This window comes from Flavobacterium ajazii (assembly GCF_010614725.1).
Lineage (GTDB): Bacteria > Bacteroidota > Bacteroidia > Flavobacteriales > Flavobacteriaceae > Flavobacterium > Flavobacterium ajazii.
The window spans coordinates 205,669-224,226 of sequence record NZ_JAAEHL010000004.1 but is presented as its reverse complement, the minus strand read 5'-3'; the positions used below and the strand labels follow the sequence as shown (position 1 = coordinate 224,226).

Below are 18,558 nucleotides of genomic sequence, written 5' to 3'. Positions count from 1 at the left end.
GAGAAATTTTATTTCTTTTGGAGTTCTTTTTTAGGGTTAAGACCTATGTTCTATATGTTAACAGTTTTATTTTTTAACTACTTTTAAGTAGGCAGCCGGATTTGAAGGATCAAAAACCGTTTTGTCCATGGTTAAAGAAAAAGGTTTCATATCATCATTTGGAACTTTTACTTTCATACTTTTGGCTACTTCTTCGTATAAATCCTGTAAGATTAGTTTGTCTGCTATTGCTTTATAATTTGGAGCATCTTTTAAGTATCCGAATCTTACAAACTGCGCCATTGCCCAAATAGCATGTGATTTACGAGGGTAGTTTACAGTACCGCCTTTATGGAACAGCATATAATCATTATCATATACTTCTGTACCAAGGTTGCAGCCCAGGCTGTAATCACCCATTAGACGAGCTTCAATTACATCGGCAGGAGCATTTACATAAGGAGCTTTTCCAATGATTGCTGCTGCTTTTTTACGATTGGCCGGAGAGTCTAGCCATTTGCAGGCTTCCAAAACAGCTTTCATTACTTTTACAAGATCGTTTCTGCGTTTTTCGCTGAATTCTTTGTTGACAACCAAAGCTTTTTCAGGATGGTCTTTCCAAATGTCCTGAGAGGCTATCTGTGTAAAACCAATTCCCTGTTTTACCGCAACTCCGCCCCAAGGCTCTCCAACGCAGTAACCGTCCATGTTACCTACTTTCATATTTGCTACCATCTGTGGAGGCGGTATTGTAATGATTTTTGAAGTCTTCTGATTCACACCTGCGATTGCCATCCAGTTGCGTAACCATAAGTCATGTGTTCCTCCCGGGAAAGTCATGGCAAATGTTACTTCTTTTTCGGCTTTTAATTTAGCAGCTACAACCGGTGCCACTTTATTCATTTGTTTGAAACCTACTTTTCCGCAAAAATCTTTAGAAAGAGTAATTGCCTGGCCATTAACATTAAGCATCATGGCGATTTTCATTTCAGAACCTGCTTTTCCTCCTACCCCTGTGTAAACCGAAAACGGCATTGAATACAGACAGTGCGCTCCGTCTAATTCTCCGGTTAAAATTTTATCACGAACATTGGCCCATGAAGACTCTTTGGTCACTACGACTTCAACGCCGTATTTTTTGAATAATCCCAATTCTTTTGCCATTACAATTGGTGAACAGTCCGTTAGCGGAATAAATCCTAATTTTACCGGTTCATTCTGTGCTTTTATTTCTGTAAAAGAAGCTACAAGAACTACTAACAGAGTCAGTATGGCTTTGGTATATGTGTTTACTTTTTTCATTTTGAATAGATTTAAAAGTTATTCTAATTATTTTTTTGCAAGGAAATTAGGTTTGATGTTTAGCATGATGTAAGCAAATTGTGGCGTTAAATCTGCGTTGGCAACATTTTTAACTGCTGCAGAAGCCATTGAATTTGTAGCCTGCATGAATGAGTAACCTGCTTCAAGATTGATGATTTTGGTCAGGTTGTATTTTACCTGAAAATCAAGTTCAGTTCCTAAGTAAGAGTTTAATTTTCCGCCTGCTCCGTTAGATAATGTATTAGCCGATTCGAAACCGTGTACATCTAAAGCGAAAGTCAGATTGTCTTTGGCGTTGTATTTAATTTTAAAGAAATAATTCAATAGACCTTGTTTTCCAAATCCGTTGGCTGCATAAAAATAATCCATGCTTCCCCAGAATTTGTGTGGTGTTCCGTATAATGGGTCAAAACGGTTGTTTTTAGAGTCTGCAGTTACCGTTTTTGTTCCGTCATCACCAGATAAGTAATCAACTCCGGGACCTACAAATAATTTTCTTCCAATTTGATACGTTGAGGTAATAGAGAATAAGTTAGCATTTAAAGATCTTCCGTCTTTATCGTGACCGCCTTGATAATAGTAGCTTCCCATGAAATTTAATTTTCGGGTTGCATTTACGTTATAGTAAATTCCGGTAGTGTTTCTGCTCCAAACGCCTTCTCCGTTTACTTTTGTGGTTACCGGAGGTGTTCCTGATGTTACGTTTGTGTATTTGTTAAAGTCATCTTTAAAAAAGAGAAAAGATAAATCTCCGAAGAAGAATTTTTTACCAATATATGCATACTGAAACGACTTGTACATAGTTCCGATTCCGTTTGTTCCTGCTCCATACGCCGGGTTAGTTCCGTTGTAAATGGTTCCCGTATTCAGTTCTTTATTTTGGTTAAAAGCTGCTCCGATATCTGCAATCCAGCCTTTGTTGGCATATTTAAGGATAATCGCATCGTGACGTCTCCCTTGTTGTAACCAATCTAAACTTCCTAAAACTTTCTGATCATCATAAGCAATTTCCTGACGCCCTGCTTTTACAGATAAATTCTGAATCGTACTTAGTGTATCTACTAAAGAAATTTCTGCCCACGCTTCGTGCAGTAAGATACCGTTGTTAGCCTCAGTTGTTGTTCTGTTGATTGTTGAAGCATCCTGTCCCCAAACACGAACATCCTGCAATGTGGTGAAAAGTTTGAAACGGTATCCTGAATATCCTGCTGATAATCTTGTTCTCTGGCTTGTAAAAATAGCTGCTTTGTCGCCCTCTTGTTGTAAAGTTCCTTGTCCCGCACGCACTTCTACACGAGGTCTCACCTGACCTGTAAGTGTAAATTGGGCTTTTGCTTCATATTGAGAAAAGCATGTAATCGCAAATCCTAATAAAATTGATTTTGAAAGTTTTGTATTAAAAAAACGCTCTTTTTTTGAAATCTTCGTTGTTGGTTTAGTGTTGGTTAATTGAAACATAATAATTTGTTTTGATTAGTATGAAGCAAACTTACATACGTATTAATACTTAAGTATTATGTTTTTGCCATATAAAAACCTCTTTTTTCATCCAAAAAAAACGTTTCAAAGTCAATTTATTTACTGCGTTAACGCATAAATGTTTAAAAAACTATTGTAAAATAAGGAGTTGACGATTACTTATTTTTAAAGTTTATAATCGTTTTTAAAAGGAAAAGAGTAGAAAAAAATTATAATGAAGTCTTTTTTTGATGTTTTTTCAGGATATAGAGCTAAATATCATAAAAATATACGTAGAAACACTTCAGGGTATTTTGTTAAAAATACTTTAAAATAGGTATTATTACTAAGAAAGAAGTATTTTGAAAAGTGTTGAAAATCTCAGAAATATTTGTGTTCCATTATCTCAGACTGCAGTTTAGAAGGAGATAATAAACCAATTCTTTTGCCAACGGTTTTGATAAGATCTTCTTTTTTAAGACTTGAAAGTATGCGAATAGCCTGTTCTTCGGTAGTTCCGGCAAAGTCGGCGATTTCTTTTCGGGATAATTCAATTTCTATCAGGCCATTATTATTCTGACCGAATTTTTTGTGAATGTACAGCAGTAAATCGATTACTCGTTCACGTACATTCATGTGGGCAATTTTTCGAATGTTGTTTTCGCTTTTATTTAATTCGTCAGCATAAAATAACATTAGGGCATACGTAAATTCCGGAACATTTTTAAGAATGTCCATCATTGTTTCATTACTGAAATTGCATAAAATAGTGTCTTCAAGTGCATAAGCACCAATTAGATAACGTTTGCTGGTACCAAATCCGCGAAATCCAATTGTGTCACCGTTTGTTGTTAGACGAACAATTTGTTCGCGCCCATTAATACCTGTTTTTACTGTTTTTGCTTTTCCTTTGCAAATAAAATAAAGTCCCTGAAGAGGAGCTCCTTCAATAATAAACGGTTGCGACTTTTTGCAGACAAAGCTGTGTTTTTTTGAAACGTATTGTTTCATTTGCTCCAGATGCAGATGTTTTTTTATGAAACAGTTTTCGTTTGCGCAGGTATCACAAATGGCCAATTCTTCTTTCATGGGATAGCTTTTTATTGTTTACTATTCAGTCTATAGTGATTAGTGAAGAGTGATTAGCTTAACTTACTAAATCTGTACCTTCAGACTAATTACTAATAACTATTCACTAGTTACTGTTTCGCTGTATGATTCTGTTCCTTATTTATTTTGAATCAAAAATAGAAAAATAAATTGATAAAATAAGTATTTATACGTAAAAATACTTATTTTTGTATGTGATTAAATAAGTGCTTTATCTCAAACTTTGTTAAAAGATAGCAATTGTTGGATGTAAAAATAACCAGGATGCAAAACACAAAAATCAAAACTACTTGTTCCTATTGTGGCGTTGGCTGCGGAATTGTCGTTACAAACGATCCGAAAAATGGTGTAATGGTTGAAGGAGACAAAGACCATCCTGTAAACAAAGGGATGTTGTGTTCTAAAGGAAGAAATTTGCATTATGTTGTAAATGACACTTCAGACAGGATTTTGTATCCGGAAATGAGGGGAAGCAAATCCTATCCTTTGGAGCGTGTAAGCTGGGATACTGCAATTGATCGTGCTGCTGCTGTTTTTTCTTCTATCATAAAAAAACACGGACCGGAAAGTGTTGGGTTTTATATTTCCGGACAGTGTTTGACAGAAGAGTATTATCTGGTAAATAAATTAGTAAAAGGGTTTTTAAAAACGAATAATATCGATACTAACTCCAGACTTTGTATGAGTTCTGCTGTGGTGGGTTACAAAAAAACATTTGGAGAAGATTCTGTCCCAATTGCTTATGATGATATCGAACTGGCTGATACTTTTTTAATCACTGGTGCAAATCCCGCTTGGTGTCACCCAATTTTATTCAGAAGGCTTGAAAAACACAAAGAGAATAATCCGAAAGTAAAAGTTATTGTTGTTGATCCAAGAAGGACTGATACTGCTGCTTTTGCCGATTTGCATTTGCAGATTATTCCGGGTTCAGATATTATTTTATATCATGCAATAGCCAAACGAATTATCGAAAAAGGATACGTAGATCATGATTTTGTAAAAAATAATGCCGAAAATTTTAAACAATACAAAGATTTAGTTTTAAGCACATCACTGGAAAAAGCCTCTAAGTTATGTGGAATTTCAGTGAATGACATTAAACTGGCTGCCGATACCATTGGAAAAGCAAAAGGATTTATTTCGCTTTGGGCGATGGGTCTGAATCAGAGTGCAGTGGGGGTAGATAAAAATACAGCGTTATTAAATTTATCACTTTTGACAGGTCAGGTGGGAAAACCTGGCTCAGGGCCTTTTTCTCTTACAGGTCAGCCTAATGCAATGGGAGGAAGGGAAGTAGGCGGAATGGCTAGTTTGCTGGCTGCCCATAAAGATCTGGCAAATCCGGAACACAGAAAAGAAGTGGCCGATTTTTGGGGAGTTGATTCGATATCAGAAAAACCGGGTTTAACCGCAACTGAAATGTTCGAAGCGCTGGAATCAGGCAAAATGAAAGCAGTTTGGATTATCTGCACCAATCCGTTAGTAAGTTTGCCTGATTCCCGTCGTGTCGAAAAAGCATTGCAAAATGCCAAATTTGTTGTGGTTCAGGATATTTCGCATAATGCGGATACGGCTAAATATGCCGATTTATTATTGCCTGCAGCAGGATGGCTGGAAAAAGAAGGTACGATGACCAATTCTGAACGCCGTATTTCTTATTTGCCAAAAGGAGTTAATCCGCCGGGAGAAGCACTTCCGGATATTGAAATTTTAATTCGTTTTGCTAAAAAAATGAATTTTAACGGTTTCAATTTCAATAATGCCGAAGAAATCTATAAAGAACATTGTGCGCTGACTAAAAATACCAATATTGATATTTCATTCTTAAATTATAACCGATTAAAATCCGAAGGGACTTTTCAATGGCCGGTTCCGGATTACGGACATCCGGGAACACCTCGTCTTTTTACGGATAAAAAATTCTATACACCATCTCAAAAAGCGATTTTTAATTTACCAACATCTATTGAAAATACGTCTGAACAGCCAACGCCTCAATTTCCGTTTATACTTACAACAGGAAGGGTTCGTGACCAATGGCATACGATGACAAAAACCGGAAAAGTATCTCGTTTGATGACACATACGCCAAGTCCGGTGCTCGAAATAAATCCAATTGATGCTTTTAAAAATGATATCAAAGATGGCGACATCGTAACTGTAACCAGTAAAAACGGAGAGGTTCGTGTAAAAGTAAAAGTTACCGATGCAATCAAAGAAAAAGTAGTTTTTCTGCCTATGCACTGGGGGAAACAGCTTGAAAATGATTTGAACAGAACCAATAACCTGACCAACACATTAATTGATCCGATTTCAAAAGAGCCGGATTTTAAATTTACCACCGTTGCGATTACCAAATATGTAAAACCTTTTCAGAAAATTGCAATTGTTGGTGCGGGTGCGGCAGCTTTCCGTTTCATTCAGAATTACCGTGAATTCAATTCTACCGATGAAATTGTAGTTTTCTCTAATGAAATAAATCCGTTTTACAATCGTGTATTGCTTCCGGAATATATGACAGGAGAATTCAGCTGGGAGCAATTGTTAAAAGTAAAAGACGGAGAGGCATTAAATAAATTAAAAATTACCATGAATGCCGGTGTGGCTGTTGGTAAAATTAATGCTGCCGAAAAAAATATAATCGACAGTAATGGCGACAGACATTCTTATGATTCATTAATTCTGGCTACCGGAAGCCGCCCTTTTGTGCCGGAAAATGCACAATTACATTTACCGGGACGTTTTACCGTGAGACGAAAAGAAGATGCCGATCGTTTAAAAAGACATCTTGATAATACTAATTTACCTGCTGAAGAACAGCACGTTGTAATTGTAGGGGGAGGTTTGTTGGGACTGGAACTGGCAGCGGCACTGAAACACAAAAAAGTAAAAACAACTATCATACAAAGGGCTTCCCGATTGATGGAACGCCAGCTGGATCGAATTTCCAGTAAATTATTAGCCGAAGAAGTACAGCTTCGCGATATTCAGATTTATTTTGACAATGAAGTGAGTACCGTTTTTGAAACCGACAACGAAAACGAACTTGAAATCGCTTTGAAAAGTGGTCGAATCCTTACAGCAAATGCTATTGTATACACGATTGGAACTATTCCAAATATTGAAATTGCCCGTGAAACAGGACTTGCCTGCGGACGCGGAGTAAAAGTCAACCAGTATTTACAATCTTCAAATCCTGATATTTATGCTATTGGAGAAATAGCTGAATTTAATAACAGACTATTCGGAATTACATCTGCTGCGGAAGAACAGGCTGATATTCTGGCTAACTTTCTGGCGGGAGATATCAGCAGTTATTACAAAGGCTCAATTTTAATGAATATCCTGAAACTGGAGGATATCAATTTGTGCAGTATTGGAGAAGTAGAAATTCCGGAAAACGATGATTCATATGAGGAAATTGTTTTCTCTGATCTGAAGCAGCGTTATTACAAAAAATGTATTGTTAAAAACGACTTATTGGTCGGTGCAATTTTGATGGGTGACAAAAACGAGTTTGCTGAATTCAAAACTATGATTGAAAGCAAAATCGAATTGTCTGAAAAACGAAATTTATTGCTTAGAGGAAGTTCAAACGCCAAACCTGTTCTCGGGAAATTAGTGTGTTCCTGCAGTCAGGTTGGGGCAGGAAATATTGAAGAAACCATTAAAAGCGGCGTAAATAATTTTACTGATTTATGTAAAAATACCGGAGCAGGATTAGGCTGCGGAAGCTGTAAAACAGAGGTTAAAGAGATTTTAGCAAAATGTAAAGTTTAAAATTTTGTTTCAGGTTTTATTTGTTTCAGGTTTCAAGTTGGCCATATAGAGGATAACCTGAAACCTGAAACCTGACACTAAAAAAACTATAACAATATGGAATTAACGAGATTAATAGTAAAGGGAGGCGTTATTTCGCCGGGAGAACTTAGAGAAGTTGTCAATATGGCAATGGATCAGGGTTTGGATTCGATTTCATTTGGTTCAAGACAGGATATTATTTTTCCAAAAGGTTTTAAAGCTTTGGAGAAAGAAAAAATGGGGAAGCATCATTTTGTTTTTCCAGACGAAAAGAGTGGTAACAATATTGTTTCTTCTTATGTTTCTACAGATATTTTTAGAAATACGAACTGGCTTACCGGAAACAAGTTTTTATATATATTAGAACAATTTAAAGACCAGCCTAAGCTTAAGGTGAATATCAATGATCCTAAGCAGCAGCTGGTTCCTTTATTTACCGGACACCTTAATTTTATAGCTTCTGAGCATGAGGATTACTGGTATTTATATATACGTTTGCCGAAGTGGCAGCGTATGGAAGTCTATCCCGTATTAATTTACAGCTGGGATATTGCAACATTTTATTACGAAATAGAACGCATTGTTACTACCGAAGAATCTTGCGGAATCGATCTGATTTTTAGTCTGGTTACCGAAGCTTTGGATACAAACAACAGAACGATTGATAAACCTTTGAATGTTCCGTTTTATCCTTTCCCGTATTACGAAGGAATGAATCGAATGGGAATCGATCAGTACTGGCTTGGACTGTACTGGAGAAATAATCTTTATGATTTAGAGTTCCTGAAAGAAATGTGTGATTTGTGTTTCGATTGTAAAATCGGTAAAATATGTATCACACCTTGGAAATCCTTTATTGTAAAAGGGATTCCTAAAGACAGAAAACTGGAATGGGAGAAGTTTTTAGGAAAAAAAGGAATAAATGTGCGTCATTCTCTTTTAGAATTGAACTGGCATTTGCCTGTAGCAATGGAATGGGCGCTGAATCTTAAAACCTTTTTGGTACGAACACTGGATCAGTTTGACATCAGTACCTACGGATTGAATTTCGGAATCTCTGAATACAATCGTGACGGTCATTATTTTACTTCGATTGTAATCGAAAAAAATGAGTTGCCTAAAGATTTGGAATCGATTAAAATACGTGATACTTACAATGTTTTATTTGCGAAGAATTTTGATCCAAATACAAGAGAATATATTGTGCATTCACAAGATATTGACAAGCTGGAACTGCCAACCATTTTAATTGAACTAAGCCGAAAATACTTTGAGGAATTAGGAAACTTAGTTCCTGAAACAGTCGAAAACAATCAGAAAAAAGAAAAGCCGAAATTGGATATTTACCAATGTCAGGAATGCCTTTCGTTATATAATCCGGAATATGGAGACGAGAGCCAGAACATTCCAAAAGGTATTTTATTCACTGATTTAGCAGAAACCTATTGTTGTTCCTTGTGCGAAGCACCTAAAAGCAATTTTAAAATTTTAGAAACAGTTACAACGTAACTGTTGTATTTTCAAACCATATAAGTTATATAAGACAATATAAGTTTTTACTTTTCTATCACATTAATGTTTTGTGAAAACAGAGAATAAGTCAAACTTTTAAATGAACTTATATAACTTATATGGTTTAATTTTTTTTAATTTTTCAATTCCCGAAAAGCTGTCGGAGAAACCCCGGTCTGTTTTTTGAAAACCCTTGAAAAATAAGAGTAATCATCATAACCAATAGCCAATGCGACTTCGTTTACAGCCAGTTGCTTATTCGTCAGCATTCGTTTGATTTCAAGGATTACCCGATTCATAATAACTTCAGTAGCTGTTTTTTGTAAAATTTCATTACAAATCCGGTTGAGGTGTTTTAGGGTGATATTTAGTTTGTCAGCATAAAAAGACGGTAATTTTTCTTTTTTAAAATGCTCTTCCAAAAGCTTTTCGAAGGCGCTTATTTTAATATTATACGAATGTGTTTTGTGTGAATAGGTTTCACTGTATTTTCGTGAAATTTCGATATGAATACAATCCAGTAAATTGAGCATTTTATCCAATTGCTGGTTATTCTGCTGGCTGTTTTCTTCAATTAAAAGATTAAAATAAGTTAAAATCTTATGTATTTCAGCTGCTTCAAAAAGCATTTCCGGACGATTGTGAATCGAATGATAAAAGTTGTAATCATTGATGTTTTTCTGTCCGAAATATAAATTATAAAGTTCCTGCGAAAATATAATCACAAAGCCTTCAATATCTTCAGATAAACTCCAATGATGCATCTGTCCGGGCTGAAGAACGAATAAACTTCCTTTTTTAATTTCAAAACGATCAAAATCTACTTCATGTATTCCGGAACCATTCGTAAAAAAGACCATTAGATATGAATCATGTCGATGCGGTTCTTCAACAAAACTGTGGTTTTTTAAATGCTCCTTAAATGTATTTACATAAAATTCACGATGAATATCATTACAACTAAAATTTTCTACACTATATATTGGATATTTTTTCATAGCGAAAATGTCTTTATTGTGCTATAAGTAGCGAAGATATAAAAAAGGTTTTGAAAGAATCTGATTTATCTTTGTTTAAAATAAAAATAACAAAGTCATGTCAAATTCATTAATCCATATTTTAAAAAACGAATGTCCAAATTGTCATAAAGGGAAAGTTTTTAAAGACAAGAATATTTTCCTGAATTTTGGCTTTCCAAAAATGAATGAAACCTGTAGTCACTGCAATTACAAATTTCAAAAAGAACCCGGTTTTTTCTTTGGTGCGATGTATGTAAATTATGGACTGACAGTAGCTCAGGGAATTGCAACATATTGTATCGCTCAGTTTTTCTTTGAAAATACTTTTGATTTAAGAATCATTCCGATTATTGCTGTTGTCATTATCCTGCTTACTTCTTTTAATCTTCGATTCTCAAGATTAGCATGGATTTACATTTTTAAGGATTATACGAGCTAAAAAAATGCTATTTTTGCCTTTCAATTGAAACTAATTTCAATTTCAAAAAAACAAAAAAATAAATTAGACAAATGAAAGCATACGTATTTCCGGGTCAGGGCGCACAGTTTACAGGAATGGGCAAAGGCTTATATGAAACATCGCCACTGGCAAAAGAATTATTTGAAAAGGCGAATGAAATTTTAGGTTTCAGAATTACAGATATCATGTTCGAAGGCACTGCCGAAGAACTAAAAGAAACAAAAGTAACACAGCCTGCTGTTTTTTTACATTCAGTTATTCTTGCAAAAACTTTGGGCGAAGATTTTAAACCAGAAATGGTAGCAGGACATTCTTTAGGAGAATTTTCGGCATTGGTTGCCAATGGAACTTTATCATTTGAAGACGGATTAAAATTAGTTTCGCAGCGTGCTTTGGCGATGCAAAAAGCCTGTGAAATTACTCCTTCTACGATGGCTGCAGTTTTAGGACTTGCCGATAATATTGTAGAGGAAGTTTGTGCTTCTATCGACGGAGTTGTGGTTGCAGCAAATTATAACTGTCCTGGACAATTGGTGATTTCAGGAGAAACTTCAGCAGTTGAAAAAGCGTGTGAAGCGATGAAAGCTGCAGGAGCAAAACGTGCTTTGATTTTGCCTGTTGGAGGTGCTTTTCACTCACCAATGATGGAACCTGCAAGAGAAGAATTGGCAGCAGCTATTGAAGCTACTTCATTCTCTACTCCAATTTGTCCTGTGTACCAAAACGTAACGGCAAATGCGGTTTCTGATGCAGCTGAAATTAAAAAGAACTTAATCATTCAGTTGACAGCTCCTGTAAAATGGACACAGTCTGTACAGCAAATGATCGCTGATGGTGCTACATTATTTACAGAAGTTGGACCTGGAAAAGTATTGGCAGGTTTGATTAATAAAATTGATAAAGAAGCTGCTACGGCAAATGCTTGATTTTAGATAAAATTATGTTTTAAAATAAATAACCCTTCCTAAATACTAAATTTAAGAAGGGTTTATTTTTTTATAAAAATTTTGAAATTAAGCCTGTTTAGCAAATTGCAATTCGATGTTTAATTTCACTTCTTCACCAACCAAAACACCACCGGTTTCAAGAGCAGAATTCCAGTTTAAGCCCCAGTCTTTACGGTTTATTTTTCCTTCAATACTCAAACCTACTTTTGTATTTCCCCATGGATCAGTAAGTACGCCACTGTATTCTACCGGAAAGCTTACTGTTTTTGCAACTCCTCGAATGTTTAAATCTCCAGTTAATTCATATTTTTCATCATTGATTTTTTTGAATGAAGAAGCTTTGAAAGTTAATTTTGGATGATTTTCAGCATCAAAAAAATCGGCGCTTTTTAAGTGATTGTCACGATCTGAATTTGCAGTATCAATAGAAGCGATATCGCCGGAAAATTCAATTGCTGCATTTTCGAAGTTATCACCATCTGTGGTAATTGTTGCATCATAAGTTCCAAATTTTCCTGAAACATTAGTAAACATCATGTGTTTTACTTTAAAACCAATTTCTGAGTGAGTTGGGTCAATTGACCATTTTGTAGTTGCCATAATTTTATTTTTTATATTATTGTTTCATTTTGATAGGACAAAGTTACGATGACAGTTGTCCTGAAGCACTTAACCTAGATTAAGAAATAACCAAAACGTAATTACATAATATTCAATTACTTGATAATTATAAAACAAAAACGACAAACAAGTCGTTTGAGGCCTGTTTGTCGTTTTGTAATGTGCAATTATTTAAACACATAGAATTATAGTTCTTCAATGTTTAAAGGCGTTTCACTTATTCTAAAAACATATAGCTATGTGTGGAGAAATGTGTTTCTCTTTTTATATCCTTTTCAAAAGTAGATAAACTATGTATCTATGTGTTTAATTTTTTGAAATTAATAATTCATAGGAATATCCATTAATAAAAACTCAGCATCTGTGTTGGCTTTAATATTTAAAGTGTCAGTTCCTGAAATTCCAACCGCATCACGGGTGTTCAATTCCTGACCGTTGATGGTTACATTTCCTTTTAAAACGAAAGCGTAAACTCCGTTTCCTTCTTTTTTGATTTTATATTCAGCAGTAACTCCAGAATCGAAATTACCCATGTTGAACCAGGCATCCTGATGAATCCAGACTCCTTCGTCATCTGCATTTGGAGACAAAACCTGAGACAGTTTATTGTGTCTGTCGGTAACATCCAAAGTAATTTGCTGGTAACGAGGCGTAACGTTTCTTTTGTTTGGAAACAACCAAATCTGCAACAATTTAGTTTGCTGATCTGCATTTGGATTAAACTCGCTATGCTGAATTCCGGTTCCGGCACTCATTACCTGAATGTCACCATTTTTGATCACTTCGGTATTTCCCATACTGTCTTTGTGAGCCAAATCACCTTCAAGCGGAATAGTAATGATTTCCATGTTATCGTGAGGGTGAGTTCCAAATCCCATTCCTGCAGCGATTGTATCATCGTTCAAAACACGAAGTGCCCCAAACTGAATCCTGTCCGGATTGTACCAGCTTGCAAAACTAAAGCTGTGATAAGCGTTCAACCATCCGTGATTTGCATTTCCTCTTGACTCTGCTTTGTGCAATACTATATTTTCCATGATTTTGTGTATTTGTTATTTTTATAGTACAAAGATACCATCAACATACAGGAAAAGCACTTAATGTAGATTAAGAAAGGTTTTGAGTTTCTGAAGGACTAAGATTCTAAGGTTTAAATGATATTAGTTTTAGGAGCAGAAATAGTAATTCTCATAAGACCTTTAGTCCTGCTATCCGCTGTATCTATTGTTGCGAACACCGCAACAATAGGATGTCACTGCTATCAGGGCTGGATTAGAAGTTTTATTTTCAGAAATATGACAATATAAATCTATTTTTTACTATTCTGCATGGCCCAAATCAGTAATGCATTCTTTTCTTTAGGCAAACCTAATTTATCGATTATTTTGCTTCGGTGGCCTTCAACTGTTTTTTCAGATAAAAATAACAACTCGGCAATTTGTTTTGTAGTTTTTTGCTGCGTGATCAGTTCAATAATTTTCCTTTCAGATAATGTCAGATGTGCCAGTTCATTAGTATCATTAGGAGTATCTTTTATTAAATCATCTTTCAAAAAAATACTGATATATTCATGTCCTTTTTTTACTTCCTGAATACATTTTTCTAATTCGGTTTGAGCATGCTCTTTTAGAATATAACCATAAACCCCGTATTCTTTCGCTTTTTTATATATGGTCATTTCTTTGTGCATGGTCAGCAAAATGATTTTGGTTCTCAGTTTGCTTTCCTGTATTGCTTTGGTCACGTCAAGACCATCTAGCCCTGGCATGTTAATGTCAAGAATAGCAATATCTGGTAAGTGTAATTTAATTAAATTTAGTGCCGTAATACCATTTGAACAGGTATCTTCAACTCTGTAACCATAAGATTCTACAAAGCTTTTTGTGCCCGAGAGAGTAAATGGATGGTCATCTGCAATTAATATTCTCATTGTACTTTCTTTATTTCAATGGTAATTATTGTGCCGTTTGTATTTGATATGATATTAGCTTGTCCGCCAATTGCCCTGCTTCGTTCAATAATATTATGCAGGCCAAAGGAAGATTTACTGTTTAAAGTTTCTTCTACATTAAAGCCTTTTCCATTGTCTTTAATTTCAATGATAATATTGTTTTCGTTTTCAGTTATAGAAATTTTAGCCGCAATTGCATCCGAATATTTTATGATATTGGAAAGTGATTCCTGTACAATACGGTAAATTTGTAATTCATCGGAAGAAGATAAAACAGTGTAATAATTAATCTCGGCTGTAACCATAAAATTGTTAACAGATTGTGCCCGTTCTACCATTTGATTGATGCTTTCTTTTAATCCTATTTTATCAAACATTATAGGATGCAAATTTCTGCTGATACTGCGAATATCATTTATAATGGTGTCAATTTTTTGATTGGTAATTTCTGTTTTTTCTTCAAAGGAGTTTTTTAAACTCAGTAATTCGTGGCTTACGCTATCATGTAAATCACTTGCAATACGCTTGCGCTCTTCTTCTGTTTTTTCCAGGAGTTGTTTGGTGTATAATTGGGTATTTTCTTTTTCGATTTTTAATTTTTTTTGTTTTTGTCGGATGATATAGACAATAATAATCAGAAATAAGCCGATAAATAAGGATACCAACAATGCTATTGTTGTGTTTTTGTTTAAAATTGTTTTTTTGTGAAGTAATATTTGTTGTTCTTTTTTTTCAGTCTGATATTTTTTTTCCAAAACCAGTGTTTTGTCTGTCATTTCCTGATTACCAATACTGTCTTTTATTTTGCTTCTTTCTTTTTCATAGAAAAGTGCTTTTTCAAAATCTTTTTTCATTTCGGCATCATTTAACAAAAGTGAATAGCAATCGCGTACTTTTATGAAATATTTGTTTTCCATAAGTACCGGAATTGTGCTTTCTATCAGATGAGTATCTTTTACGCCCTGATTTTTTGCGATTTCGTAAGTAGCTTTCATAATCATAAACTCCAAGTTAGAAACAGTAGAATTTAGCTTCTTAACTTCAGGTTCCAGCTCCGTAATTATTTTTTGTGCTTCTTCAAACTTATTTTCATTTAAAAGCTTTTTAGTGTAATAACTATAGATTGAAAGTTTTACAGAAGTATCGTGAATGCCACTTTTGTTGAAAGCATGATAAACAGAATCAATAAGGGGATACATTTTATCAAATTTCTCATCGTGATCATAAATATTTATCTTGTTATATAAGCCGATATAAATATTTGTAATTTGTTTTTTAGGCTCTTTTTTTAGATAATATAAAGCGCTGTCAATTGTTGCAATAGCATTGTCAAAATCCCTGTTAGCCTGGTATATGCTTGATATGTTTATATATACAGATCCGGGTAGGTCAGATCGGTTTGTTCTTTTAAAATATTCTAATGCCTTATAATCATTTTCTAATGCCAATCGCTGATTTCCTAAACAATAATAGCACCAGGCTAATGTTCGGTATGTATCTCCTTTTTTAAAACAGCTTTCATAATCATTGACAGGGATTTCAAGGACTTTTTTGTAGTTAGCAATTGACTTATTGAAATTGCCTTTATCACTGTAAAAATCACCCAAATAGGTGTAAATGAAGGCTGACTCTTTTAGGGAAACTTTATCTTTATAATTTTTCTCGAAAGAAGTGACAGCGTTAAAAAACTTAGTATCAAAATAAAAGAAAGAAGCATTCTGCAAACTCACAATTTCCATAGCTTTTGCCGCTTCAGCATATTTTTCAGCTTTAATGTTTTTATTGTAATAGTTGTAAAAAACAGTCTTATAATTTGGCTTTTCAAAATTCACCTCATTTTTTAACCAACGACAAATAGTGTTTAATTTTTCATCAGTTGGTTTTATGTATAGTATAGTTTTTGTCTTTTGGTTACAAGAGCCAAGTAACAGGAGGCTTATAGAAAATATTTTTAAGATTATTCTTTTTTTAGTAGGCATGTTTTTTATGATATTAGGAGATAAAAACCTTCTCTTTATTGTATTTAGCATTCAACTAAACGATGTTTTTTGCTGAAATAATGTAGAGAGTTAATTAAGAAGCAAATGTATTTATTTCTGCTTAATTGTAATATGCTATCCTAAAATTCAGGGGTTACCCCTTGTATAAAATCGTTTGTATTTACCGCAATTTTGTAATCTAACATTTTAAAGAAAAACTATGAGAAAAATTACTCTATTAAGAAATCAAATATTTTTGTTTGCCATTGTGCTGGCTACAAATTTTTCGAGAGGACAGGTTTCAGCAAGTGCATTATCTTTTGATGGGGCCAATGATTATGTAGAATTGGGGGATATTATGCCCGCAACATATACCAAAGAAGCGTGGTTTTATTTGTCAAATTTAAGCCTTCAAAACAATCTTATTTCTGGGGGATCGGATGGACAACATGCACTGTACCCCTCTGTGGATTACGGAAACAGATTATCAGCTGGGCACAATGGTACCTGGAATGCAGTACAGGATCCAACTCCAATTACAGCCAATACATGGTATCACGTTGCTTTGACTTATGATGCGGCAACCACCACGATGAAAATGTATAAAAATGGTGTTTTAGTAGCAACCAATACTAATGTGCCTCCTTTTGTTGGTGGAAACGCTGTGCGTCTTGGTGCATTTGATACTGGAAATTTATTTGGGGGGAAATTAGATGAAGTGCGTATTTGGAACAGAGTATTGCCTGAATGTGAAATCCAAAACAATATGAATGGGGAACTTTCTGCAGACCAAGTAGGATTGGTAGCTTATTACAAATGTAACCAAGGTGTTGACACTGCAGATAATACCGCAATTACTACCCTGACAGATGCTAGTGGAAATAATAATACCGGTACATTAAACGGATTTGCCTTGAGTGGGTCTAACTCTAACTGGGTTTCGCCAGGGGGTGTTGTTACAGGAACAATGAGTCCAGAACAATTGTCGGTTACAAGTCCGCAAGTTTTTTGTACGGCAGCTACAGTTGCTGATTTAACGGCTACAGGAATCAATATAAAATGGTATTCTTCATTGCTATCAGTAAACGAATTGATTGCCACAACTGCATTGACATCAGGAACAACTTATTATGTTTCGCAAACTATTGGTAGCTGCGAAAGTCCAAGAAGAGCGGTTGTTGTGACGATAAACACAACTTCGGCACCTACAGCCACTAGTACACAAACTTTTAGTAAAGATGCTACGGTTGCCAATCTTACAGCAACAGGAACCGACTTAAAATGGTATGCAGATCCTACAGGAGGAACACCTTTGGCAAATTCAACTCCAATAACGGGCGGCACTTATTATGTTTCTCAGACGGTTTCAGGTTGCGAAAGCTCAAGATTGGCTGTTCAGGTAAACCTTAATGCATCGGCATTGGATTTTGATGGAATAGATGACAAAGTAAACTGCGACACTGCTATTTCTACAACATTGAGTGATACAAATAAATTAACCGTTGAGGCATGGATCAAAACAACCAGAGATTCAAATGTAGAAACTATTGTTTCCAATCACGGTAACGGATCTTCAACTCAATTCGATTTACGTACCGTTAATGGTGAATTTAATTGTTTCATTGGTTTTGGTAGTTACGTAGTTACAGGAGGAACAGTTATACCAGGCACATGGCAACATGTAGCGATGGTGTTTGATGGTACCTCTGTAACACTGTATGTTGATGGAGTAAATGTTGGTACCACACCAACTCCATCCAATTATACTTTGCCAACAAGCGCGGCACCAATGATATTAGGATATAATGGCTATGGAGAAATTTTTAAGGGACAAATTGATGAAGTTCGTATTTGGAACAAAGCTTTGACTGAAACTGAAATTCAAAATAACAGGAATTGTGAACTAGGGCCAGGACAAACTAATTTATTGGCGTATTACCAATTTAACCAAGGTCTTGATAATAGAAATAATTCAACAGTAACCACAGTCGCAGATGGCAGCAGCAATGCCAACACGGGAATATTAGATGGTTTTACACTTACAGGAAATACCTCTAACTGGACTGCAACCAGTATTGTGACAACAGGAAATACCTGTTCGACTAATTTGAATAACGATCATTTTGAATTTTCATCAAAAACAGTGGTCTATCCTAACCCGTCAAATGGCATATTCTCTTTAAATACTGATGCACGTGCCGCTATTATAGTATATGATCTGAATGGAAAAATCATTAAATCGGAAAATATTAATACAGGAAATACCAATTTGAATTTAAATAGCTCCCCTAATGGAATTTATTTATTGAAAATAACTCATGATAACAATCAGGTGGAAACCATAAAAATGATAAAAAAATAACATAAAAAGTGTTTAAAAAAAAGTGGCTGTCTA

13 protein-coding genes are annotated in these 18,558 nt (G+C 34.9%); 5 read left to right on the top strand and 8 right to left on the bottom strand.

Annotated elements, in window-relative coordinates:
• Positions 1–66: 66 nt before the first annotated feature.
• The 3 genes from GWR14_RS08885 to GWR14_RS08875 all read right to left on the bottom strand — a co-directional run bounded on the left by GWR14_RS08885 (position 67) and on the right by GWR14_RS08875 (position 3,849).
• On the bottom strand, positions 67–1,281 hold the full coding sequence (locus tag GWR14_RS08885; RefSeq protein WP_163408681.1) for a CmpA/NrtA family ABC transporter substrate-binding protein: 1,215 nt from the start codon (positions 1,279–1,281) through the stop codon (positions 67–69).
• Between the two features lie 27 nt (positions 1,282–1,308).
• A complete protein-coding gene (locus tag GWR14_RS08880) occupies positions 1,309–2,760 on the bottom strand; it encodes an alginate export family protein (protein ID WP_163408680.1) in 1,452 nt (483 codons plus the stop codon).
• 381 nt (positions 2,761–3,141) lie between these two features.
• Positions 3,142–3,849 (bottom strand): Crp/Fnr family transcriptional regulator, encoded by a 708-nt coding sequence (locus GWR14_RS08875; RefSeq protein ID WP_163408679.1) that lies wholly within the window; start codon positions 3,847–3,849, stop codon positions 3,142–3,144.
• Between the two features lie 285 nt (positions 3,850–4,134).
• Between GWR14_RS08875 and GWR14_RS08870 the strand changes: the two genes are divergently transcribed.
• Positions 4,135–7,653, top strand: a complete 3,519-nt coding sequence (locus GWR14_RS08870) for a nitrate reductase (RefSeq protein WP_163408678.1) — start codon at positions 4,135–4,137, stop codon at positions 7,651–7,653.
• A gap of 96 nt (positions 7,654–7,749) precedes the next feature.
• Positions 7,750–9,183 (top strand): rubredoxin, encoded by a 1,434-nt coding sequence (locus GWR14_RS08865; RefSeq protein ID WP_163408677.1) that lies wholly within the window; start codon positions 7,750–7,752, stop codon positions 9,181–9,183.
• A 137-nt stretch (positions 9,184–9,320) separates the two neighbouring features.
• Here the strand turns inward: GWR14_RS08865 and GWR14_RS08860 are convergent, their stop codons facing one another.
• Positions 9,321–10,184 (bottom strand): AraC family transcriptional regulator, encoded by an 864-nt coding sequence (locus GWR14_RS08860; protein ID WP_163408676.1) that lies wholly within the window; start codon positions 10,182–10,184, stop codon positions 9,321–9,323.
• A 97-nt stretch (positions 10,185–10,281) separates the two neighbouring features.
• Here GWR14_RS08860 and GWR14_RS08855 point away from each other — a divergent pair, with 97 nt between their 5' ends.
• Both GWR14_RS08855 and fabD read left to right on the top strand, forming a co-directional pair.
• The gene (locus GWR14_RS08855; RefSeq protein ID WP_163408675.1) at positions 10,282–10,644 is read left to right on the top strand and encodes a DUF983 domain-containing protein; all 363 of its coding nucleotides are present in this window, start codon (positions 10,282–10,284) and stop codon (positions 10,642–10,644) included.
• 71 nt (positions 10,645–10,715) lie between these two features.
• Positions 10,716–11,591: an ACP S-malonyltransferase gene (gene fabD, locus GWR14_RS08850; RefSeq protein ID WP_163408674.1), complete on the top strand. Its 876-nt coding sequence runs from the start codon at positions 10,716–10,718 to the stop codon at positions 11,589–11,591.
• Between the two features lie 87 nt (positions 11,592–11,678).
• On the opposite strand, the gene GWR14_RS08845 is transcribed toward fabD, so the two are convergent.
• From GWR14_RS08845 to GWR14_RS08830, 4 genes are all read right to left on the bottom strand, one after another.
• Positions 11,679–12,212, bottom strand: a complete 534-nt coding sequence (locus tag GWR14_RS08845) for a YceI family protein (protein ID WP_163408673.1) — start codon at positions 12,210–12,212, stop codon at positions 11,679–11,681.
• A 341-nt stretch (positions 12,213–12,553) separates the two neighbouring features.
• Positions 12,554–13,270 carry a pirin family protein gene (locus GWR14_RS08840; protein WP_163408672.1) on the bottom strand — a complete coding sequence of 239 codons (717 nt, stop codon included), beginning with the start codon at positions 13,268–13,270 and terminating at the stop codon, positions 12,554–12,556.
• A 272-nt stretch (positions 13,271–13,542) separates the two neighbouring features.
• Positions 13,543–14,163 (bottom strand): response regulator, encoded by a 621-nt coding sequence (locus tag GWR14_RS08835; protein WP_163408671.1) that lies wholly within the window; start codon positions 14,161–14,163, stop codon positions 13,543–13,545.
• Positions 14,160–16,163, bottom strand: coding sequence for a tetratricopeptide repeat-containing sensor histidine kinase (locus GWR14_RS08830; protein WP_163408670.1), 2,004 nt, complete (start codon positions 16,161–16,163; stop codon positions 14,160–14,162). The genes GWR14_RS08835 and GWR14_RS08830 overlap by 4 nt, the downstream gene beginning before the upstream one ends.
• Positions 16,164–16,383: 220 nt before the next feature.
• Here GWR14_RS08830 and GWR14_RS08825 point away from each other — a divergent pair, with 220 nt between their 5' ends.
• A complete protein-coding gene (locus GWR14_RS08825) occupies positions 16,384–18,525 on the top strand; it encodes a LamG-like jellyroll fold domain-containing protein (protein WP_163408669.1) in 2,142 nt (713 codons plus the stop codon).
• The last annotated feature ends 33 nt before the right edge of the window (positions 18,526–18,558 follow it).

What these genes read in the sequence shown, in the direction of transcription:
- GWR14_RS08840 (WP_163408672.1), bottom strand. Translation starts at nt 13,270, where the DNA reads ATGGAAAATATAGTATTGCACAAAGCAGAGTCAAGAGGAAATGCAAAT.
- GWR14_RS08835 (WP_163408671.1), bottom strand. Translation starts at nt 14,163, where the DNA reads ATGAGAATATTAATTGCAGATGACCATCCATTTACTCTCTCGGGCACA.
- GWR14_RS08860 (WP_163408676.1), bottom strand. Translation starts at nt 10,184, where the DNA reads ATGAAAAAATATCCAATATATAGTGTAGAAAATTTTAGTTGTAATGAT.
- GWR14_RS08880 (WP_163408680.1), bottom strand. Translation starts at nt 2,760, where the DNA reads ATGTTTCAATTAACCAACACTAAACCAACAACGAAGATTTCAAAAAAA.
- GWR14_RS08870 (WP_163408678.1), top strand. Translation starts at nt 4,135, where the DNA reads ATGCAAAACACAAAAATCAAAACTACTTGTTCCTATTGTGGCGTTGGC.
- GWR14_RS08830 (WP_163408670.1), bottom strand. Translation starts at nt 16,163, where the DNA reads ATGCCTACTAAAAAAAGAATAATCTTAAAAATATTTTCTATAAGCCTC.
- GWR14_RS08845 (WP_163408673.1), bottom strand. Translation starts at nt 12,212, where the DNA reads ATGGCAACTACAAAATGGTCAATTGACCCAACTCACTCAGAAATTGGT.
- GWR14_RS08855 (WP_163408675.1), top strand. Translation starts at nt 10,282, where the DNA reads ATGTCAAATTCATTAATCCATATTTTAAAAAACGAATGTCCAAATTGT.
- GWR14_RS08875 (WP_163408679.1), bottom strand. Translation starts at nt 3,849, where the DNA reads ATGAAAGAAGAATTGGCCATTTGTGATACCTGCGCAAACGAAAACTGT.
- GWR14_RS08825 (WP_163408669.1), top strand. Translation starts at nt 16,384, where the DNA reads ATGAGAAAAATTACTCTATTAAGAAATCAAATATTTTTGTTTGCCATT.
- fabD (WP_163408674.1), top strand. Translation starts at nt 10,716, where the DNA reads ATGAAAGCATACGTATTTCCGGGTCAGGGCGCACAGTTTACAGGAATG.
- GWR14_RS08885 (WP_163408681.1), bottom strand. Translation starts at nt 1,281, where the DNA reads ATGAAAAAAGTAAACACATATACCAAAGCCATACTGACTCTGTTAGTA.
- GWR14_RS08865 (WP_163408677.1), top strand. Translation starts at nt 7,750, where the DNA reads ATGGAATTAACGAGATTAATAGTAAAGGGAGGCGTTATTTCGCCGGGA.